Annotated in this window: 20 protein-coding genes and 1 pseudogene; 20 read left to right on the forward strand and 1 reads right to left on the reverse strand. The window is 50.9% G+C overall.

Translation table 11 applies throughout. From position 1 onward, the window contains the following. The 17 genes and pseudogenes from GZH47_RS32095 (at position 1) to GZH47_RS32175 (ending at position 16,585) form a co-directional block, all read left to right on the forward strand. Entirely contained in the window at positions 1-630 is a 630-nt protein-coding gene (locus tag GZH47_RS32095) for a hypothetical protein (protein WP_162645676.1), read from the forward strand. 124 nt (positions 631-754) lie between these two features. Next, complete coding sequence (locus tag GZH47_RS32100; RefSeq protein WP_162645677.1) at positions 755-1,630, forward strand: SMP-30/gluconolactonase/LRE family protein; 876 nt, start codon at positions 755-757, stop codon at positions 1,628-1,630. A 24-nt stretch (positions 1,631-1,654) separates the two neighbouring features. Next, positions 1,655-2,800, forward strand: a complete 1,146-nt coding sequence (locus tag GZH47_RS32105) for a Gfo/Idh/MocA family protein (RefSeq protein ID WP_162645678.1) — start codon at positions 1,655-1,657, stop codon at positions 2,798-2,800. A gap of 29 nt (positions 2,801-2,829) precedes the next feature. After that, a complete protein-coding gene (locus tag GZH47_RS32110; RefSeq protein ID WP_162645679.1) occupies positions 2,830-3,405 on the forward strand; it encodes a GNAT family N-acetyltransferase in 576 nt (191 codons plus the stop codon). Further along, on the forward strand, positions 3,402-5,147 hold the full coding sequence (locus GZH47_RS32115) for a dihydroxy-acid dehydratase (protein ID WP_162645680.1): 1,746 nt from the start codon (positions 3,402-3,404) through the stop codon (positions 5,145-5,147). Before GZH47_RS32110 ends, GZH47_RS32115 begins: the two co-directional genes overlap by 4 nt. A 20-nt stretch (positions 5,148-5,167) precedes the next feature. Then, positions 5,168-5,965 (forward strand): SDR family NAD(P)-dependent oxidoreductase, encoded by a 798-nt coding sequence (locus GZH47_RS32120; RefSeq protein ID WP_225446625.1) that lies wholly within the window; start codon positions 5,168-5,170, stop codon positions 5,963-5,965. Between the two features lie 22 nt (positions 5,966-5,987). Then, on the forward strand, positions 5,988-7,154 hold the full coding sequence (locus tag GZH47_RS32125; protein WP_162645682.1) for a M20 family metallopeptidase: 1,167 nt from the start codon (positions 5,988-5,990) through the stop codon (positions 7,152-7,154). A 96-nt stretch (positions 7,155-7,250) separates the two neighbouring features. Next, complete coding sequence (locus GZH47_RS32130; RefSeq protein WP_162645683.1) at positions 7,251-8,141, forward strand: fumarylacetoacetate hydrolase family protein; 891 nt, start codon at positions 7,251-7,253, stop codon at positions 8,139-8,141. Between the two features lie 10 nt (positions 8,142-8,151). Beyond that, on the forward strand, positions 8,152-9,297 hold the full coding sequence (locus GZH47_RS32135) for a glycerate kinase family protein (protein ID WP_162645684.1): 1,146 nt from the start codon (positions 8,152-8,154) through the stop codon (positions 9,295-9,297). Between the two features lie 110 nt (positions 9,298-9,407). After that, the gene (locus GZH47_RS32140) at positions 9,408-10,823 is read left to right on the forward strand and encodes an FAD-binding oxidoreductase (RefSeq protein ID WP_162645685.1); all 1,416 of its coding nucleotides are present in this window, start codon (positions 9,408-9,410) and stop codon (positions 10,821-10,823) included. Continuing rightward, positions 10,816-12,151: pseudogene (locus GZH47_RS32145) on the forward strand ((Fe-S)-binding protein). Before GZH47_RS32140 ends, GZH47_RS32145 begins: the two are co-directional and overlap by 8 nt. 44 nt (positions 12,152-12,195) lie before the next feature. Next, positions 12,196-12,684 (forward strand): hypothetical protein, encoded by a 489-nt coding sequence (locus GZH47_RS32150; RefSeq protein ID WP_162645686.1) that lies wholly within the window; start codon positions 12,196-12,198, stop codon positions 12,682-12,684. A 100-nt stretch (positions 12,685-12,784) separates the two neighbouring features. Continuing rightward, complete coding sequence (locus GZH47_RS32155; RefSeq protein ID WP_162645687.1) at positions 12,785-13,432, forward strand: hypothetical protein; 648 nt, start codon at positions 12,785-12,787, stop codon at positions 13,430-13,432. A 10-nt stretch (positions 13,433-13,442) separates the two neighbouring features. Then, positions 13,443-13,922: a hypothetical protein gene (locus GZH47_RS32160; protein ID WP_162645688.1), complete on the forward strand. Its 480-nt coding sequence runs from the start codon at positions 13,443-13,445 to the stop codon at positions 13,920-13,922. A 643-nt stretch (positions 13,923-14,565) separates the two neighbouring features. Further along, positions 14,566-15,759: a DNA polymerase III subunit beta gene (locus GZH47_RS32165; protein ID WP_162645689.1), complete on the forward strand. Its 1,194-nt coding sequence runs from the start codon at positions 14,566-14,568 to the stop codon at positions 15,757-15,759. 68 nt (positions 15,760-15,827) lie between these two features. Beyond that, entirely contained in the window at positions 15,828-16,187 is a 360-nt protein-coding gene (locus GZH47_RS32170; protein WP_162645690.1) for a hypothetical protein, read from the forward strand. A gap of 5 nt (positions 16,188-16,192) precedes the next feature. Continuing rightward, positions 16,193-16,585, forward strand: coding sequence for a hypothetical protein (locus GZH47_RS32175; RefSeq protein WP_162645691.1), 393 nt, complete (start codon positions 16,193-16,195; stop codon positions 16,583-16,585). Between the two features lie 54 nt (positions 16,586-16,639). On the opposite strand, the gene GZH47_RS32180 is transcribed toward GZH47_RS32175, so the two are convergent. After that, positions 16,640-16,870 carry a hypothetical protein gene (locus tag GZH47_RS32180; protein ID WP_162645692.1) on the reverse strand — a complete coding sequence of 77 codons (231 nt, stop codon included), beginning with the start codon at positions 16,868-16,870 and terminating at the stop codon, positions 16,640-16,642. Positions 16,871-17,226: 356 nt separating this feature from the next. Between GZH47_RS32180 and GZH47_RS32185 the strand changes: the two genes are divergently transcribed. The 3 genes from GZH47_RS32185 to GZH47_RS32195 are packed head-to-tail and all read left to right on the forward strand — an operon-like array spanning position 17,227 to position 21,790. Continuing rightward, positions 17,227-18,249, forward strand: coding sequence for a DUF6094 domain-containing protein (locus GZH47_RS32185; protein ID WP_225446646.1), 1,023 nt, complete (start codon positions 17,227-17,229; stop codon positions 18,247-18,249). A gap of 33 nt (positions 18,250-18,282) precedes the next feature. Then, on the forward strand, positions 18,283-18,921 hold the full coding sequence (locus GZH47_RS32190) for a hypothetical protein (protein ID WP_162645694.1): 639 nt from the start codon (positions 18,283-18,285) through the stop codon (positions 18,919-18,921). A gap of 7 nt (positions 18,922-18,928) precedes the next feature. Next, the gene (locus GZH47_RS32195; protein WP_225446647.1) at positions 18,929-21,790 is read left to right on the forward strand and encodes a DEAD/DEAH box helicase; all 2,862 of its coding nucleotides are present in this window, start codon (positions 18,929-18,931) and stop codon (positions 21,788-21,790) included. Positions 21,791-21,844 lie beyond the last annotated feature (54 nt).

Genomic DNA, 21,844 nt, shown 5'->3' on the forward strand with positions numbered 1-21,844 from the left:
ATGATTCAATTAATCAATAAACAGTTCGATCCTGACAACTGCGAAGTACTACACGAAACGCGTTTCGCCGATGAGGACTTCAGGGAGGACTGGCGCATTTACGGCGGGGATTGGTGGACCGAAGATGGCTGGTTAAACGGAAAAAACATGGCCAACGCACCCGGCGTCATCATGAGCAAACGGAGCTTTCCCGGAAATGTTCTCATCGAATTCGAAGGCAGAACGGTGTTGCCGAGCACGCACGATATCGACATGATGTGGAATGCAAGCTGGGATGAGCAAACCGGGCAGCGCGGCGCTGCCTATGTCGCCGGAATTGAAGGCTGGTGGGAAGGGAAAGTGGGCATTGAGAAGTCTCCCGGATACACACTGAATGCCGCGACGCCTTTGTTCGATTTTGATCCCGGACGTACATACCGCATTCAGGCAGGGAGCATCGACGGGCACTGCTTCGTCTGTGTTGACGGGAAACTTCTGCTGGAGCTGACAGACCATGAGCCGATCGACGCTCAGATCCATACTGGTGTCGGCTTTGAGGCGTATGCAAGTTTTATTCAAATACGGAATCTTACGGTAAGAAGGTTGAGTTGGGAACCTATACTCCGTTCCTATCCCGACGAGTTCCGATAAACTGCACAATATCGGATAACGAAAGTCAAGACATGTAAATAGAACGGATCCGTTCAAGCATTATAATGAATGGATAACGAAGAGATCAGTTGGTTGGCGTGAGATGACAGCAAGGAGGCGCATCATGGGGAAAGCCGAGTTGGTGCTGGATGTGAAGGCGATGCTGGCTGAGGGTCCCAACTGGGATGCCGAGAACAGCATTCTCCAGTGGGTGGATATCCCGGCAGGTCGAATTCATTGGTACAATCCTTCGGACGGATCGGATAAGTATCACGAGATAGGACAGTTTCTCGGAGCCGCTGTCCAGGATACTCGGGGGAAAATGATTCTCGCAGCGCAGCACGGTTTTTATCGCTATGACCCCGACTCGCGGCTGCTGGAACCTTTGGCTGACCCGGAATCACATATGCCAAGCAACCGATTCAATGACGGCAAGTGTGACCGTAAAGGCAGGTTTTGGGCCGGAACGATGCACATGAACGGCGACTCGCCAACAGGTGCGCTGTATTGCCTGCATCCGGATTTACGAATGTCGAAATTGCTTACCGGCGTATCCTGCTCCAATGGGATAACCTGGAGCCCCGATCAAAGGCTCATGTATTACATCGATTCACCAACCCGGCAGATTGCCGCGTTTGATTTCGATGTCGAAACAGGAACCATTACGAATAGCAGGACAGTTGTAGAGATACCTAGTGATGAAGGCATTCCAGACGGGATGACCAGCGATATGGAGGGCAATCTCTGGGTTGCCCAGTGGGGGGGATGGCGGGTCTCCTGTTGGAATCCATCAACCGGGAAACGATTGGCTGTTATCGACGTACCGGCCGCTCTCGTCTCATCCTGCACCTTCGGTGGTTCCGGACTTGACGAGTTGTACATAACCACCGCAAGAATGGGCCTGGACGGTGAACAATTACGCAAACAGCCGGGAGCAGGCGGGCTCTATCGATATAAAGCAGGCGTTCGGGGTATGCCGTCAAATCGTTTTGGTGATTAGCATTCAGGAGGAGAGGACATCTCAATGACGATTAAAGTTGGCATTGTAGGGGCAAGGGGGCTGAGCACGCTTCAGGGCTTCCGTTGTATCGCAGACGTCGAGATCGCCGCGCTGTGCGATCTGGACGGTGATTATGTGAAGGAGGCCGCGGCCAAGCACGGCATCCCGCACACGTACCGGGTTTTCGAGGACATGCTCGATTCCGATATTGACGCGGTTGTCGTGTCGACGCCGATGCAGCTTCATGTGCCGCAGGCGATTGCGGCGCTTCAAGCGGGCAAGCATGTGCTTAGCGAAGTGACCGCCGGTGTCACGATGGATGAACTTTGGTGGCTGAAGGAGACCGTCGAGTCTTCCGGCAAGGTTTATATGATGGCCGAGAACTATTGCTATATTCCGCAAAACCAGCAAATTCTGCAGATGGTGAAGTCCGGCCTGTTCGGCGATGTCTACTTTGGTGAAGGCGAATATCTGCACGACATCCGCAGCCTGGCGTTCCGCCACAATCGCGAGGGTGCCGGTGCGGGCGCGCCGACCTGGCGCAACTACTGGCAGCTGGGCAAACGCGGCGCTTTCTATCCGACGCACAGCCTGGGGCCGGTCATGCAGTGGTTCGGCGGTGACCGGATCAGGTCAATATCGTGCTTCGGATCGGGATGGCACACGGACAAAAGGTTCCGCCAGGAGGATACTTCGATAACGCTTTGCCAAATGGAGAGCGGCAAGCTGATCAAACTGCGGGTAGATTGTATTTCGAAGCGGCCGCACAATATGAACTACTACACGCTGCAGGGGACTAAAGGATGTTACGAGGCGCCTCGGGGGCTGGGCGACACTCACAAAATCTGGCTTGATGGTATGGGCGACCCCGAAGAGCGCGAGCAATGGCGTCCTCTGAGCGACTACAGCGAATTTCTCCCCGAGCGTTACAAGAACGTGACGGAGGAACAGCGGGCAGCGGGTCACTGGGGGGGCGATTATTTCATTGTCGAAGACTTCGTAGCGGCAATTAAAGGGCTTCGTAAGCCGGCCATCGATGTCTATGACGCATGCGAATGGACGGCCGTCGCGATTTTGTCGGAATTGTCCGTAATGAACGGCGGCCGCACAATAGATGTGCCGGACTTCCGCAACAGTAAGTCACATGCGGATCAAATCATCAAATTGTAACCCATAGCCCTGGAAGGAGCGAATGTGCAATGGAACAGCAGCAACAGCCGCAATTGCTCATGGTACGGGAAGATCTCGGCATGCTGCCCGATCTTGTATTGCCTGAAGGTTATGTTGAACATAGTCTGCGCCCGGGAGACGAGGATGGGTGGGAACATATTATTACAGCCTCTTTCGGGGGAGAACACCGTTTTGACAAGGGAATAGCGGCAGACGATCCTTATAAGCCGGAGCGCGTCAGATTCATATCCATGGAGAATGGCGGGCCGGTGGCAACCGCATCCGCCTGGTATCGGCCGCAATGGAAGGAGAATACAGGTTATTTGCATATGGTCGGCCTTCTTCCGGAGCATGCGGGGAAGAAGCTTGGCTACGCGGTGAGTCTCGCTGCCTTGCATTATATGGCAAGGGAAGGCAGAACACGGGCCGTGCTGCATACGGATGACTTTAGAATACCTGCGATCAAAACTTACCTCAATTTGGGATTTATCCCTGAGCTTGCCGACGACAGTCATCTCGACAGGTGGATTGCTCTCGCCGGACAGCTTAACCGTGTCATTCCCGCTGTTCAAGGCAACGGAACGAGAACGGAAATCAAACCATGAGCAGGCCGGGGAAGGATGGAATCAAACTGCGGAGTGAAGAGTGGTTCAATCACCCTTCATTCGAGACCCGTTTTCAGCACGCTTCTGCCATGCGGGCTTGCGGGCACAATCCGGAATCATACCAAGGACGGCCAATTATCGGGATATTTAATTCCTGGAACGATCTTCTCAGCTGCAATGCACCCCATAAGGAGCTAGTGGAGCATGTCAAAAGGGGCGTGCTGCTGGCCGGAGGCTACCCGCTGGAATTGCATACGATTACGACACCTTCCGATTTTATGAAGCCGTCCGACTTGCCTTACCGGAACCTGATGTCGATGGATGTCGAGGAGTTGATTCGCGCGCTGCCCATCGACGGCGCCGTTATGCTGTGCGAGTGCGACAAGACAACGCCGGCACAGCTGATGGCCGCGGCAAGCTGCGACTTGCCGGTTCTTCAGCTTGCAGCCGGACACAGGTCATCCGGAACGTTTCGGGGCAAGAAAGTAAATTATGGAACCGACCTGTGGAAATACATGGATGACTTTAAGGCGGGCCTGTTGTCGGAAAGTGATATGAAAGAACTCGAGACGAGTATCTCTTGTACAGCCGGGGGCTGCCCGGTCATGGGTACGGCATCCACGATGAAGAGCCTATCCGAAATTATAGGCATGATGCTTCCGGGAACGGCCGCGATTCCGGCTACAGATGCGAGAAGGCGGCTTGCCGCCGAGAAGACGGGCAAGCGGATTGTTGAAATGGTTTACGAAGGTTTAACGCCTTCCCGATTGATGACAGAAGCGGCCTTCCACAATGCGATCAAGCTATTGGCTGCCCTTGGCGGGTCAACAAACGCCGTTCTGCACCTCACCGCAATCGCCGGGCGGCTGGGCATTCGGATCCATCTGGAACAGTATGCTTCAATGACTAAAGATATCCCTTTAATCGTAAATCTGCAGCCGAGCGGTGAATACAGCATGGATGACTTCTACCATGCCGGCGGGCTGTCCGGCGTCATATATGAATTAATGCCCCGCCTGGATTCGGGTTGTCTAACCGCCCTCGGTCTGCCGCTTGCCGAGGTTTATACACAGCGCCCGGATAATCCGCGTGTAATCGTTCCGTTGGATCAGCCGTTCAAGGTCGAATCCGGCATTAGGGTGCTTCGAGGCAATTTAGCGCCTTCCGGGGCCATTCTCAAGCCTTCGGCTAGTTCCAGGGAGCTTTGGAAGCATCGCGGAAAAGCGTACGTATTCGACAGCTACGAGAGTATGCTGGGCCAGATCGATCGGGATGATCTGGACGTCGATGCATCAACCATACTGGTCCTCAGCAACTGCGGCCCTTCGGCCATTGGAATGCCGGAATGGGGCGAAATTCCGATACCTGCCAAGCTGCTGAAAGAAGGAGTGACAGATATGGTCCGGATCAGCGATGCCCGAATGAGCGGCACCAGCTACGGCACCGTTATCCTGCATGTTGCTCCTGAAGCCGCAGCAGGAGGACCGCTCGCTATAGTCCGGAGCGGCGACCTCATCGCCGTTGACGTAGAGCAAGGTATTCTTCACCTGGAGCTTTCCGATGAGACGATCGAGGTAAGGCTGAGGGAGTTGCAGCCTGCTCCTGCTCGGTATCCCCGCGGCTATCTGAAGCTTTTTGGGGAACATGTGCTCCAGGCAGACGAAGGTTGCGATCTTGACTTTCTTAAACCCGCTAACAAGGAAGAGGCCCGGTTTGTGCCTCCCATTATTGGCCGGGGATAACGAAAAAACCATGAAGTGGGGTGGTCGTTCTGAATAGGCTGAATGGCAAGAGGGCATTGATTACGGGCAGTGCCAGGGGCATTGGTCTCGGGGTAGCGGAACGCTTTATGCGCGAAGGCGCCTCGGTCATCCTATTGGATGTTCTTGAGGATGAACTTGCCGATTCGGCGCGTCGTCTTCAGCAGGAGGCGGATAGCAGAATGGGGGAAGCGCCGCAGGTTGCAACATTGGTTTGCGACTTGGGCGATCCCGAGCAGGTTGCGAAAGCCGCTTCAAATGCATGGGAGCTGTTCGGCGGCGTTGATATTCTGATTAATAATGCGGCGATTGCCGTACGGGAGCACTTTGAGGACATCTCGTATGAACGTTGGCTGAAAATAATGGACATTAATCTTAACGCCATGTTTCTCGTAAGCCAACTCATCGGCAAGCGCATGATGGAGAATCGCATCCAAGGCTCGATTGTCAATATGGCAAGCAAGAATGGCCTTGCAGGGAGTTCGATGCTGGCCCATTATAATGCGTCCAAGGGAGCCGTCGTGCTGCTTACGCAATCCATGGCTGTGGAGCTGGCGCCGTACGGAATCCGTGTGAATGCGGTAGCTCCGGGATTTATCGATACGCCTCTCGACCGTGAACTGAAAGCGAAAAGCGCTGAATCCCTGGTTCTGACGGACCGTACGCCGATGAGGCGGCTGGGGACGATTGAAGAAGCGGCAAATGCCTTCCTGTTCCTGGCATCCGATGAAGCTTCCTATATTACCGGCACGACGCTCTTGGTAGATGGCGGGCATATGGCGAATGCCGGCGACTTTTAATTCATAAGAGGTGAGCTTAGCCATGACTACGCCATTACTGGATTGCGTGAACATCGAAAGGATTGTTTCCGATACCTTGCAGCTTGTAGAAATTCCAAGCCCAACCGGTGATTCGCGAGAGGTTGCCGATCATTTCGCACAGCTGCTTGCCGAAGCCGGCTGCAGGGTGGACCGTTATGAGTTCCTCCCGAACAATCCGACACTTGTCGCTGTGTTTGAAGGGGGATTGTCGGGTAAGACGATTCTGTTTAACGGGCATCTGGATACGATCCCCCTGGCTCACAGTCCTGCACGCATCGAGAATGGCCGCGTATACGGAAGGGGCGCCAACGATATGAAAGGGTCGCTTGCTTGTATTGTCGAGGTCATCAGAGTAATACGGGACAGCAGAGACAAGCTGAAGGGACGACTGATTATCGTTGCCAACAGCCTGCATGAAAGCCCTGGAGGGCGCGGGGAAGACTTGTATGCCCTAGTTGAAAACGTCAACCTGCAGGCGGATGCCGCTGTTGTTATGGAAGGGGCGACCCGGGATTGCACCATTGCCCAATTCGGTTCCGCCACGTTCGAAATTGTGGTGAAACGGAACGGGGAACCGAGCCACCAGTTATACACACCGGAGGGAACCCCCCACCCCATAAGCGTAATGGCGGAAATTGTTCGGCAATTGGATGAACGAAATGAGCAGCTGCGTCTTGCGTACATTGAGGATATCGGGTATGCATCGTATTTCGTCGGCGCCATACAGAGCGGCAAGTTCTATAATCAGCACCCGAATACGGCCGAACTGGCCGGTGTGAGGCGATACGGCCCGGAGACGGAGTACGACGATGTCGAACGCGAGCTCCGTTTACTGCTTGACGACATCGCATGGAGAAATAAGGTTGATATCCTGTTGAAGCTTCAAAAGGTTCGTGATGGATATCGGATTGACAAAAACGATCCCGCGGTCCATGCGCTGGTTGAGGCTGCGCGAAAAGTCAGAGGTATTCCATTACCGGCGGCAGGCAAGAAGCTTGTTACGGATGCCGGGATATTTGCCAAAGATCTTTCCATCCCAACTCTTTGCCACGGCCCGGATCAGAGCAGTGCGCATGCTGACATCGAGTATGTCGAGATTCACGAACTTGAACTGTCGGCCAAGGTCTATCTGCAATTTATCGTTGAATTCGGACTTCTATCTGAATAATCGTTGCGGTTCCGAAAAACATGGGTGAAATCGGCAGCAGCCCGTTTCCTCATGTTTTACTTTTACGTACCCATCCCCAAGGAGGCTGAGTTAATTATGAGGTTGCTAACGTTTCGGAAAGAAAACACCTGGGCCATCGGCATTAAGACCGAAAATGGCGTTCTAGACGTGGGGCGCGCGACGGCCCTGTTATCCATAACTGATATTCCTCAAGAGATTCAGGAGGTGATCGCGGGCGGGCAGGCTGTGATTGACGCATTATCTTCTCTCTCGGAAGCGGCCTTGTCCATAAGCGATCTGTGGAGTGACGAATCCGCTTTAGTCATCGGGCCCTGTGTAACTGCCCCGAGTAAAATCATTTGTGTCGGACTTAACTACCGGAAACATGCAGAGGAAACAAATTCGCCGATCCCGCTTTATCCGATATTGTTTAACAAATTTGTCAACACATTGGCGGGACAAGGGGAGCCGATCCCGCTTCCTAAGGTTACCAAGCAAGTGGACTATGAAGCTGAACTGGCTATCGTGATCGGTAAACAGTGCAAATACACACCTGTATCGGAGGCTTTCGATCATGTTTTTGGATATTGCAATGTAAATGACCTGTCCGCCCGTGACCTTCAGATGAGGACACAGCAATGGCTGCTCGGCAAATCGTGCGATAAATTTTCACCGCTTGGTCCTTATCTTGTCACGGCTGATGAAGTAGGAGACCCTAATAATCTGGAAATCAAAAGTATCGTGAACGGCGAGGTGCGCCAGCATTCCAACACATCGGACATGATTTTTCGCTGCGACGAAATTGTCAGTTACATCTCCCAACATATGACCCTTGTTCCAGGCGATATCATTCTTACCGGTACACCGGAGGGCGTCGTAATGGGCTATCCGCCGGAGAAGCAGGTTTATCTGAGAGAGGGCGACGTCGTTACAATTGAAATAGAGAAGTTAGGCTCGTTAACCAATCGAATGATCGCGGAAGCTTAAGGGGACATCAATGAAGGTTATCATCGCGATCGATTCTTTTAAGGGCAGCCTGTCATCAACGGAAGGCAGCAAGGCAGTTGCTGCAGGAATAAGGGAGATCTACCCGTCAGCGAATATAGAAATTGTGCCGCTAGCGGATGGCGGCGAAGGTACGGTCGATGCGATTATTGCCGCTTGCGGGGGCGTACGTCGCACGGTTGCGGTTACAGGGCCTTTAATGGAACCAATTCATGCCACATACGGTGTACTGAGCGACGGCAAAACCGCGGTCATCGAAACCGCGGCCGTGTGCGGCCTTCCTCTCGTTCCCTTTGATAAACGGAACCCAATGATCACGACATCCTATGGGCTGGGTGAAATGATTGCTGATGCCGTATTCCAGGGGTGCAGACATTTTATAATTGGGCTTGGGGGAAGCGCCACTAACGATGCGGGAATCGGTATGCTTCAGGCTCTTGGCTTTCGGTTTCAGGACCAGTCTGGTGATTCGGCTTATATCGGCGGACAAAGTCTGCTGCATGTGCATGCAGCCGATGCCGGAGGGCTATTGCCTGAGTTGAAGGAATGTACGTTTACAATCGCCTGTGATGTGCGTATCGATCTGTACGGCAGTGAAGGGGCCGCATATATTTTTGCACCGCAAAAGGGGGCGGATCCTTCAATGGTGAAGCTGCTGGATCATGGTTTAAGACGATTCGCTGCATTCTGCTTGTCTGAGCTTGGTGTACAGATTAACGGATTTCCCGGGGCGGGAGCTGCGGGCGGACTAGGTGGGGCGTTCACAGGTTTTTTGAACGGAAGGCTTCAATCCGGCGCTGGCCTTATTCTGGAGCTCGCGAAATTTGAAGAGAAGCTGAAGGATGCCAACTTCGTCATTAGCGGTGAGGGCCGACTCGATGGGCAGACGCAGATGGGCAAAGCGCCGCTAGGTGTGGCGGAGATTGCCCGGAAGCATGGAGTTCCCGTACTTGGACTGGCCGGAACAGTAACGGAAGAGGCATCCGTTCTGAACAGCAATGGTTTCACCTCATTATTCTCGATCATACGCAGTCCAATCACTCTGGACGAAGCTATGAAGAAAGAGCAAGCAATGAAAGGATTAAGAGAAACCACAGTCCAGTTGTTTCGACTCATACGTGCTATAGAACGGCAATGAACAAATGCAGAACCGGATTGAGTTCGGATTCGAGGCGGGCACGTCGGATGACCGGCCCGATTAAGTGGAGTTAGAATCCTGTATAGTGTTAGGAGGTTCGTGTACACACCGTGTTGAATTCTGCGCTCATTCATCAGCTTCGCGCCATTGTCGGTGACAGATACTTTCGCGACGATAAGGAAGCGCTAATCGCCCATTCCTATGATGGGACACCGATGCTTCAGGCGCTGCCGGATGGGGTCGTTTACCCCGAAAACACCGGGCAGGTCGCCGAGATCATGAAACTGCTGGCCGCCTGCAAAGTTCCGTTGGTATCGAGAGGCTCGGGCTCGAATCTATGCGGCGGGACGGTACCAGTGGAAGGCGGCGTCGTTATGGTGATGCACCGGATGAACCGCATTCTCGAAATCGACCAGGAGAATCTGACCGCTGTGGTTCAGCCGGGCGTCATCACGGCCGAGTTTATCGAGCATATCGAGTCGTTTGGGCTGTTTTATCCGCCCGATCCCGGCAGTATGCGGATTTCAACGATAGGCGGCAATATTGCGGAGTGCTCCGGCGGCCTGCGGGGGCTCAAATACGGGACAACTAAGGATTACGTCATCGGCCTGGAGGCCGTGCTGGCTAACGGGGTTATTATCCGTACCGGCGGCAAGCTGATGAAGGATGTGGCCGGTTACGACCTGACGAAACTGCTTATCGGCTCGGAGGGAACGCTGGCGATCATTACGGAAGCAACGCTGAAGCTCGTTCCGCCGCCGAAGAGCAAGAAGACGATGCTGGCGATGTATCGCGACCTGTACGGGGCTGCCAGAACCGTATCCCGGATTATCGAGTCGCGAATCATTCCGGCGACGCTCGAGTTTATGGATAACCCGACCATCCGTGTCGTTGACGATTTTGCGAAGCTTGGGCTTCCGCTTGATATGGAGGCGATCCTGCTGATCGAGCAGGACGGCGATCCGGAAACGGTAGAGCGCGATATCGAGCGGATCAGGCAGATATGCGAGCTTGAGCAAGCCGACCGGGTCGAGGTGGCCGCTACCCGGGAGGAAGCCGAGAAGCTCCTGACGGCCAGAAGAAGCGCATTTACGGCGCTGGCGCGGCTGCGGCCGACGACCATTCTGGAGGACGCCACCGTCCCGCGATCCAAGATCGCGGATATGGTGCTGCGGATCAACGAGATTGCACGAAAGCACAACGTGACAATTGCTACATTCGGGCATGCGGGAGACGGCAATCTTCATCCTACGGCAACTACCGACGCCAGGGACCATGAGGAGATCGAGCGGGTGGAGCGAGCCTTTGAAGACATCTTCGAAGCCGCCATCGAGCTTGGCGGTACGATTACCGGGGAGCATGGCGTAGGGCTCGTGAAGGCGCCGTACCTGGAGTGGAAGGTAGGGACAGCCGGGATTGAGCTAATGAAAGGCATTAAGCGGGCCTTCGACCCCGACAATCTCTTAAATCCGGGCAAAATGTTTGCGAAGGAAACGCGCAAAAGGGTGGTTATCGATCATGGATAAAGGGGCGGCTGCGAGAAAGCCCGATATCGAACACGGCAATCCGTTGTCCCGGACGTTGCTGGAGAAGCTGGATTACGACCAGTTGACGAATTGCATGCGCTGCGGCTTTTGCCTGCCGGCATGCCCTACATTCCGTGAGACGGGGGTTGAGCCGGAGTCGCCGCGAGGCCGGATCGCGCTGATGAAGGCGGTCGCCGACGGCCTGATGGATCCCGACCAGGCCTTCCGCCTGTCTGGGCTGCCGGGCCTGCGAGCCGGTATGCCCAGCCGACGTGAAGTATGGACAGCTGATCGAACAGGCGAGGGATGCGATTGAAGATCATGCGGACCACAACCTGCCGGTTACCGGAATTCGCAAGCTGATGTTCAAGGGCGTGTTCCCGCATCGCAGCCGCATGAAATGGCTGGGCAGGTCGCTGGCCTTCTACCAGAAGTCGGGGTTGCGGCATATAGCGAGAGGGACAGGGATGATGCGGCTGTTCCCCCCGCATTTGCAGGAGATGGAACGCATTCTGCCGGAGGCTACCGCGCGGGGCGTTAGCGAGCAGCTGGGCGGCTTTTATCCCTCCAAAGGCCAGCCGATTGCCCGCGTGGCCTTATTCCGGGGATGCATTATGGATGTCCTGTTCACCGGCACAAACGTTAATACCGTCAAGCTGCTCTCGGAAGCCGGGTTCGACGTCGTTATTCCGCCGAACCAGGTATGCTGTGGAGCCCTTCATGCCCATAGCGGCGAGATGGAAGACGCCAGGCAGCTGGCGCGTGCCAATATTCAGGCTTTCAAGGAAACGGGAGTCGACTATATCGTCTCCAACGCAGGCGGCTGCGGTGCGCTGCTCATTGAATATGACCATCTGCTGCATGGGGATGCGGCGTGGAACGAGGACGCCGCCTGGTTCGCGGCTCGGGTGATTGACGTCAGCAAGCTGCTGATCGACCGGGGCCGGCTGCCTAGATTTGAGGCGACGGACAGGGAGAGGCACGAGGTGATCACTTATCAGGACTCCTGCCATCTGCGGAATGTAATGAAGAGCGGGTCGGCGCCAAGAGAGCTTATCAAGGGAGTTTCCAACGCTGATTTTAAAGAAATGAAGGAAGCCGACCGCTGCTGCGGCTCTGCGGGAATCTATAATGTCACCCAGCCTGAAATGGCAAACGAGCTGCTGGATCACAAGATGGAACACGTTAAGGCAACGCAAGCGCACTATTTGCTTACCAGCAATCCCGGTTGTTTGCTTCAAATGAAGCTTGGCGCGGATAGGCATATGGCCGGCGATCAGCTGAAAGTCATGCATATCGTCGATTTCCTGTATGACCGTATCAAGTAAACAATTAAAATTAGTAGAGCATAACTATGAAGAGATAACTGACGATGAAGTTACTCGCATTTAAGAAGGATGTTCATCTACGGTTTGGAGTGAAATCGAACCGAATACGTTCAGGAGAGAACATCGATCCTGCGGAGTATGAGGATTTAAAGCCGGATTGGATTACTTTTAAGGAATATCTGATGGAGGCCCAGCACCGGATCACAATAGATGGACAACTTTCCGATGAGCATAAGTTAATTTTACTTCAACATAATCGCAAGATATTGATTGACCAATTAACCGCATTTGCTATGAAAATGGGCTGTCCGGCCAACGCAGCCTTGGACTACGCGGAGCGGGTAGAGGTACAAAATCGGGAAGCGGGCAATGACGTTGAGTTTTTATATCTTGAAATGGCCAAGCTGGGGGTCCGTCCACTAATGTCGGAAATAAGGATGAGGAACCAAAGTCTAAGAAAAGAGCGGTCAATAAAAAAATACAAGAGTTTGATAAAGAGGATATTAGGTTCATTGTTTCTGATGGCAGCATGAAAAGTATGACAGTGGATGAGGCTCTTCGTGATGCAGGATTAGTTGGAGAGTATGATGAGTTTGTGTAAGCAAGGACGAAGTTAGGGGTTATGATAAAAAAATGGTCCGTAACGAAAAGTGGCGCTGGGACCAGACTAGAGATATCTTAAATCCGGGTAATTCGGAGCCCTGCATTAGCACTTTATTCACCATTTTTGATCGTATATTAAGCGATGATAGCAAGAGTTACTACAGAGCTGATCCCCTAGCAGTCATTGAGCAATATTACGATTCGGAAGAAGTATATGAAAACTTTATTAAAGATCTCGCTCAAAAAGGGGCTACGAGAAATTTTTCGGAAAAGGGAATTAGAAACCAGTTAGGCCGAAAAATACAGGTGATTCAGGTCTTGGAAAGTTACATTATGAGTAATTGGCTTAGCCTTGAATTATCAACTCAAATCGAGGATCTTGCAAAAGGGACCTTAGCCTATCATATTGGAGATGAACAGCAACAAGAGCAAATTATTAAACTGTTTAAATTGGTAGCTAATAATATTGAACAAAAGATACCTGAAGAGGAGAAGAAACGGATTTACGGAAAAACCTTGTTTGGCCTAAATAAGGTGATTAGCATCAATCAGTGGGCGTCCCAAAATTTGGATGAACTACTTACAGATCTCAACGAAAGTGTATTGTTAGAAAAATTATGGCCTGCTTTCCTTACCCATATCGAAAATAGTACCTTCAGTAAGTTTGATAAGAAATAAGAAAGATATATTGAAGGATATCGTCAAAGGGTGGATTGAGGGAGAACCTTATTACTCGCTATATGAAGTGGCTCAAAAATCGGGAGCTTTAATATTAGGAAACAAACAAAATCGAAAAATCACACTTGAACATCTTTTGGAGATATGTGATAGTGCGGTATCATATGAGGGGAATTTAATACTAGCAGCAGTCATGGAGATATTTACATCCCAGCAAGGTGATGAGCAGGTTGAAAAGCTGCTGAAACAATTAGGAGAGCTTCAGAAAAAAATAAAATATGGATTGCCTACACGCTCGTCTGTTAATTTATATGAAATGGGCTTTTCTGATCGAGTATTGGCGATTGAACTAAGTGGTTTATTAAATAAAACGAATGACAGTAAAAAGGACATTGCCAAAATGCTAAAGCTAGATGCCCTTAATGTTAAGGGGATTGTTCAAAAGTATCCAGATTACTACAACAAGCTACTTAATCAATATCTAAATTAAATGTAAAGATGTTGATAGTTCTAAATCGATTTCGTTTTGATGGTTTTAGGGATTACCTTACTATCACTTCACAACTATAATGTAACTATTAATTTGGATCTTTTCTTGCTTCACAACTATAATGTAACCTCATTTTAGTTGGGGAGTCACAAATGTTCGACAATTGATATGATGTCCATTGGACAGTGGACTTTCCCATGCCTATCACACCTTTTTATTATTCGCTATTCAGGGTTATCGCCTAAAACTGCGTATTTCATTCATTCCGTAATCTAAACGCCTCGGATCGTACTCTATTAATCATCATATAACGAAGGATGCAATTCTCAAAATTTTTTCTAATATTTTCTTATTTGGATTTATGGTGGCGTCTATGAGTAATTGTGGAGATCCACATCACGGATGTTAGTTCTTCCAATTCACTATTGAGGCGATTGGATAATCATGTTAAAATAGATACATTACGAAGATTCAATCATTTTCACAGCCGTCTTATTTTCGGCACGTGAAGGAGTGTCCGGTAACGGACAACAATCAAATTAGGCACGTAACTGCCACGGAGAAATGACAGAACATACCACACGTATGTTTTTTTCATTTTCTTCGTGGCTTTTTTGCGTGCAAATCCAGGGAGGAAATTGGAATGGCTACAGCTACTAAAGAGAAGAACACGAAAACGACGGATAAACTCGAGAATCAGCTTGGAACGATTGCTACGGGATCTGCAGCATTTAGCGTTGAACGAAATGATCTCTTGGATGCTCTGGTGCTCTGCTCCAAGATTGTTCCAAGATCAAATTCGATCCCGCTGCTTCAGTGCCTCAAGTTTGATCTGAAAGGTGATACGCTTTTTATTACGGCGATGGATATGCCGAAGCAAGCGGTTCTCCAACATCTTTCAGTTACGAACGACGCTGGCGAGGATGCAAGCTACTGCTTGAGTGCGAAAGAGGTTATTGAGCTCGTGAAGCGGATGCCTGACGGGAATCTGTCTTTCAAGCAGCAAGATTCCACCGTGACGCTTAACTATGGTGAACGCGGCCGGGCTAATCTTAAAGCACTCAACTCGGAGCAGTATCCTGAATTGCCGCAGCCGGGCAATGCGAGTTTCCTCTCATGCCCGATTGAGATGCTTCGTAAGGGGGCGCATGCTTCCAGGTTCGCAGGATCGGATGAGAACCAGCCGGCTATCACCGCGGTCAATCTCTATAACGACGAGGGTAAACTTGGGTTTGTTTCGACGAACCGCCATCGGGTCTATCGCTATATTTCGGACATTAAGATTGAGAATTCCGAGGCATTTCGAGAGGGCATGATTGTAGCGGTTCAGTTCAAGGGAATTATCGATTCGCTCAAGTCGCCGATTGTTGGTCTTGCCATCACAAATGATTACCTTGTCCTCCGTGACAAAAACGTCGTTTATTTTGGCAGATTGCTCGATGGTGCTTACCCGAACATTCTTAACGTGTTTGCTAAGATTGGGGAAGGTTCTGCGCTTACAGTATCGCGTGAAATGTTGGACGATACACTCAATCGGATGCTTTCACTCGTTGGCGTGGAGAACAACCGCGTAACGCTCGAAGTAAATGAGAGCGGAGAGTTCACGGTTCACTCCCGATCCGAAACCGGTGAGATTTGCGAAAGCTTTCCGGATGCAAAAGTCGAGGACGGGTTCCCAACCATCAAATTCAATGGCATGTATTTGCGGGATGCCCTTCTGGTAGGCGATCGCGAGGTGAAGAACATTACCTTGCGTACCGCTGGGGCTTCCCTCCCTGGTTTCATTGAATATGATGGCGACGCATCTGTCGTAGTCGTGGCACTTCCAGTACGGTAATTCGGAATTCCAGAGGAGACCTGGCACATGCTGCCGGGTCTCTATCCTTTTGCATGGGAGTTGGACCAATGGTGGCCATTAAGGAACAAGAAATCGCAGAGAATGATATGGTTCGCATTGAAATGGAATTCACGGCGAGCGAATTGCGCCAGCTGATCAGTCAGCTGCCAACGAAACATCCGCTTCTCGCGCGGTTAAGAAGGCAATTAGAAGCAAGCGCGGCCAAGGAAGAAGGAATGTCTCCTCTTCGCCGGACGCTTACATACCTCTCGGAGAAACTGAACGTCTCGAGCGTGGAACATCTTTTTTCAAAGACGCTATCCTTCATTCATTGGGGGGTAGAGCTGGAGGACAAAGGGTTTGAGATCATGGCAGTGAAACGGGGTTTCTTTTCGAAGGAGGTAATTCACTTTAAAATAAGGGGGTAATTGGCATGAACATTAACGAGAAAGAAATTCAAGTCGTCACTCTGGATGCAGAGCTGGACAAACAGAAGGCAAGCAAGGGGAGACGTACTCCTGCTAAAAACACGGCTAAGAAGAGCAAAAGCACGTCGGCTGCCGCAAAAGCTAAAGCGAAGGAGGATGCTGGAGAATCGGTACGAATCATTCAGCAAGCGAAGGAGCGTAATTTGCTCATGCTGGTGGGAGTTATCATCTTTGCCATCTTCATTCTCAGCTTCTTGTTCTTGATTCTGTACCAATTGTGGGAGACAAAAGACGTCGATAAGACGGTTCAAGTATTTACCACAATCTCGGTTCCTGTCTTCTCGATATTCGGCACGTTCGTTGGCGCTCACTTCGTTTCCAAGAAGCGAGACCGATGAACGGTAACAAAAAACAAGGCTGCTCTCCTTCGCATGAAGGGGAGGTGCCTTGTTTTATTTTTCGGGCAGGATTTGATAGGTAATGACGTCACGATCCAGAAGGTTGTCCTTCCAAGCGCCGATTTTATACCCTTTGTCTTCGAGTTCAATCATCTGCGTGAGCAGCGACAGGGCCTTCGAGATTAACTGCTCGTCCGTTTTAAGGTGAAGCCGTTCCTTCAATTCATCTAACTGGGCTGCCAGTTCAGGGTTATCTGGTGTACGTGTAGGTTGATCTGCAGACATGGGATGCACCGCCTTTCTTAAAGTGTTGATACGATTAGTATAAACCCAGTTGGTAAATTCTCCAAACGATTTTAGAGGTCTATTTTGTCTATCAATCATTTTCATTATCGTGCTATAATATAGGCATTACGACTTACTTTTGATTTTCTTCGCTTCCTTATTCTTAGCGAAGAGCGGGACTCTCCATATGGAGAAATGGCATGTTGCTTGGACGATTGAAGAGGACCATACCCTAGGTATGCCTTTTTTTGTTTGAGCCTATAATTTTGGATGAAAGAGCTGATCGCATTTGCGACTGGCTCTTTTTTTTATTCCCAGAGGAGGTAATTGGAATGTCAGCAGACAACATGAAGGGCATGTTTGACCGAATCATCAGAAACAAGGTGCGTATGGGGAATTTTGAGACAACGGATCAGGATATGCTATCGATCCGAAGTCTTCTGCAATTCCCAGCCGGCCCGTTTTCCGTCGCGGATTTTTGCGCAGGAAGCGGGCACCCGCTCGAGCTTCTGTTGGAGGAATCATCTGGAGTGGGCTTCGCAATTGAGCCTAACGAGCAAAAGTACTTGGAGCTGCGTTCGCGGATTCCCTTTGCCTTGTTCGGCGGCTATGAGCAGTGCAGAATCAGCCGGGATACGTTCCGACTGATGTACCTCAACCCTCCTTACGATACCGACAGCGAGACGGTAGATGCCAAAGTGGAGCGAAAAGAAAAGAGATTCCTGCGTCACCTCATGCAGTACGTGGCCGTAGACGGCATTCTCGTCTACAACATTCCGCGTGGGAGAATGACCAAGGATATCGTGGCGATGTTGGTTTCGAACCTGGACGACATTCACGTATTCCAGTCGCACGATGATACTTATCATCAGGTGTACGCGATCGGGAGGAAGCGTAAAGAGAAATTCCACGATCGGGATGCTGTTCAGCGGATCTTGGACTTGATGGAGGAAGGAAGTAGCCTTGAGCGGCTGCCGATCCAAGGCGAGCCGCTATTTAAAGTGCTCGCTGGAAACGTTAATCCGAAATATTTCCGTTCCAGTCATATGGACGTGGATCAGGTCTGTGAGGTATCGGTCAACTCTCAGCTGACCAAGCGGGGGATGGAGTGGACTACGCCGAAGAAGCCGGCAGCCAGGCTGCAGCCGTTATTACCGGATAAGGAAATGCACCGGGTGCTGCGAATGGCTAGTGGGCGACTGAACGGCAAGGTAGGGCGAGGTCCCATGCTCCACGTTCTCAAGGGAATCGTGAAGAAGGAAATCTCCCAGACGGTACTTGAACAAAGGAACGAGACGATCATTACGGATACGGAGATCTTCAAAATCACCTTTAAGACCGTTGACCGATTGGGCATTATTCGTACGCTCCAAGGATAATCAATTCGAGCACAATCAGGAGGTAATTGGGAAATGAAACATATGTCATTCCAGCATAAGGATATTATCGTCAGGGTACATACCCCGCTTGTCGTCACCCGCTTCGTTGAGAAAGGGCAGACGCACGAGTTGGTCTATGCCAACTTTATCGATATTGACTCGCGGGTACAGGCTGTATTTGCTCAGTTTCATCATTCGCGCAAAGCGAGTGATGTAAGCTTCTCAATCAGTCATGCGCCAAGAATCGGGGAAACGGGCTATGACAAATCCTACTGGTCCATTAAGCCGAATGGGAAGTACAAGCATCAATCTCAGCGAGAGAATGAGACGTTCGTTACCGGTCTTGTTGCCAGTGAATGTGTGCTGGAGAGGCAGAAGGACAGTTTCGCGATCTTCGCGTGGGATGGCAACATTCAGCAGAAGCTTTTTTGGGCAATAGAGGCGTACTACGAGACGCCGCTGCTTGAAGAGTGGACGTCGTACCTCTTTAACCAACTTGTGAGGGACAAGTGGCTTGTTCCGCTTGTCGTTCATGATTTTACGGGCGAATACCGTGATTTGGTTGCCTACGAATTACTTGTAGGCGAGGACGTCCTGGATGGGTACATTTCCTCTGGCATTCGAAGCGGTCGGATACTGCTCACCGAGGATGACGAAAAGGAGGCAATTTGAATTGACTATGGAGACCATCGAATCAGCAGAAACCAATCTCGAGACAGCGATCCCGCTTCTGACGGATAGCGTTCGTGCGGGGGAACCTACTTCACTTGATGAAATCGAATCAATCGGTGATTACCTTTCCCTCTTTGGCGCCGATTTAATTAGACGTTTGGATGAGGAATATGTTCCTGTCCATCATCCTGGACGGGACAAGCCGCTTGAAGTACTTGAGAACTTAAACCGGCCTCTCTTCAGCGCCCAAGCACATGTGGTCACGGCACTCTTCAAAGGATTCAAGAAGAACCGGAATCAAATTTTGTGCGGTATGATGGGCACCGGTAAAACGGCCATGTCCATTGGGATGTTTTTCGCCCTTATTGCTGCTGAGCTCACGGAATGGTTGGACGGCAAAGGGCGAGTCATATACATGGTACCGAATCATCTGGTGAAGAAGACGAAGCGGGAAGTAGGGATTCTCCTCGATAAAAATCTGTTCGAGGTGACCTTCCTTAATGACTACAAGGACGTCATCAAGCTGCGCGACTCGGGGAAGATGGAGAGCGCGCCGACTAAAATCGAAGTGTATATCATCGCACGGGATACAGCGAAACTCGGATACATCTTCGAGCCGGCAGCAACATGGGTCGATCGGACGTATATGAAACGCACGATCTTCGATGGTAAGGAGCGGTTGAACCAAAAAACCGCATTCCAAGGGTGGAAGTGCCCTTGCTGCGGCGGACAGCTCATGAAAGAAGAAGAAGGCAGTATCGTGCCGATGGAGTATGAGGATTTCTTCAACAAGCAAGGCAAGCCAGCGCGACGGAAGAACAATCTTGTCTGCAGGAACCTTGTCCGTCTCTACAAAAACAGCGATCCGGAGAAAGATGAGTATCAAGAGTGCAGTACGCCCTTGTGGCAAGCGAAAAACAAGGACAGGCGGAGCTTCTCGGGCGAATCCCGGGCTTACGGCGGCGCATCACCGAGGAAAGTATCGCCCGCGGACTTGTTCAAACGGTATTTCAAGAACAAGTTCGATCTTGCGATTGGAGATGAATGCCATGAGTTAACCGGAGGCAGCGCGCAAGCGCACGCGTTTCATGTTCTGATGGAATGTTCAAAGCACTCTCTAGCAATGACGGGTAGCCTCATGAATGGGTACGCTAGTAATTTATTTGAGCTACTCTTTCGAATGTTCCCTAATAGATTGATAGAGAATGGATTTAAGTGGGGCGATGTCGGCCGGTGGATCGATTTGTACGGTGTCCGTGAAAAGGTGACCAAGATCCGAAAGGATGACGTCGCTCTTAACAGCTCAAGCAATGGCAATAAACGTGCCAGCGTGAAGGAATTACCAGCCGCCGCTCCGCAGCTATTTACGGATATGCTGAGTGACGTTGCTGTCTTCATTCAGATGTCAGACATGTTTGAAGTGCTGCCGGAGCTGACGGAAGGGCCAATGAACGTCTCCTTGCACGGTGATCGTCAATTTATCTCCTGCATGACAAGAATTGAGCGCCGGTCGGGGCAGAAGAAACGTTCGCTTTCCAAATCCGCACGTCTTGTAGCTCCATCGTGGTATTTGGCGAGCAACCTCGCTGAAGTGGAGGGTAAGCTACGGGAAGCGGTTGTGAAGGAGCTTGAAGGCGGCGGTCAATCCGTTTTACTAGGCAGTCTGCTCAGCACGCTGCTTAGCTATCCGGACGTGCCTTTCAATTTCGAAGGGGTCTATCATCCGGACACGGGTAAAGAAATCGTTTCTCCCAATTATCGCTTAAGCAGTCGGGTTCTCTATCCAAAAGAGCGGCAGCTGATCAAATTTGTGAGAGAACGAATTAATGCCGGCCGGAAAGTAGGGGTCTATGCAACGTTTACTGGCAAGATGAGGACACTACAGCGTCTTCAAATGCTGCTGGAGGAACGTGGAATCAAAACAGCTGTCTTGGAAACAGATATTGAGGGGCCAGCGCGGGAAGAATGGATAGCGGAGAGGGAGAGAGAAGGGGTACAGGTTTTACTCACTAACCCCATTCTAGTTTCCACGGGACTTGATTTGCTAGGTTTCCCATCCCTCTTCTTCTACCAAACCGGCTATCGTCTTAATATCGTCCGCCAGGCGAGTCGACGTCATTGGCGAATTGGGCAGCAAAATCTCTGTGAGACGGTTTATAGCGGCTACAAAGATACAATGCAAGAACTTGCCATTAATCTAATGGCGGCCAAGATGAGCGCCGCGTTGGCGCTTGAAGGACAGTTTAGCCAGGAAGGACTTGCGGCATTGACGGAAGGGTCGGGTGGCAGCCTTGCGACTGAAATTGCCAAGCGCTTTGTCGGAAATAACATCTCGGGCGTGGAGAGTGCAGAATCGATCTGGGGCAAAATGACGATCGATGCGTCGAAGCTTGCAGTTGTTAAACCGGCAGCAGCCCCGGCAATGGAGACGGAAGAACCGGTAGATTCGATTATCTCTTATGAGGCCGATCCCGTTTCTTCTATTCGGACTTATCAAGCAGAATCCTTGCAATCGGCATTACTCGCTTGGGCCAAGGATACAGTGCCAGCAGATCTCTTTACTCGCCTTGAGCAACAGATCAACTTTGTTGAGCAAAACGTGCTAAAAGGAATATGCGGGCTTACTGCAAATTCCTTGTCCTTGCTTGGTGATATCGAATTGATATGGGATTCAGAACAGGCACCGATGGAAACTGAATCATTCCGCCGATGGGTTTATAACCTTGCGGTTAAACCGGTCGAGGAGCGGCCTCGGACTTCTGTCGGAGGAGGCAAGACGTTGGAGCTGATTGCCGAAGGAAAGAAAACGAAGATCAAAATGAAAAAGGTCTACAACGTTTCCGAAGGCCAGTACGCTTTCAATTTCTAATTGTACGCAACCAGGGGAGCGGGTGGCCGCTCCCTTAGGTTTACTTTGTGGGTA

This window comes from Paenibacillus rhizovicinus (assembly GCF_010365285.1).
Classification (GTDB): domain Bacteria; phylum Bacillota; class Bacilli; order Paenibacillales; family Paenibacillaceae; genus Paenibacillus_Z; species Paenibacillus_Z rhizovicinus.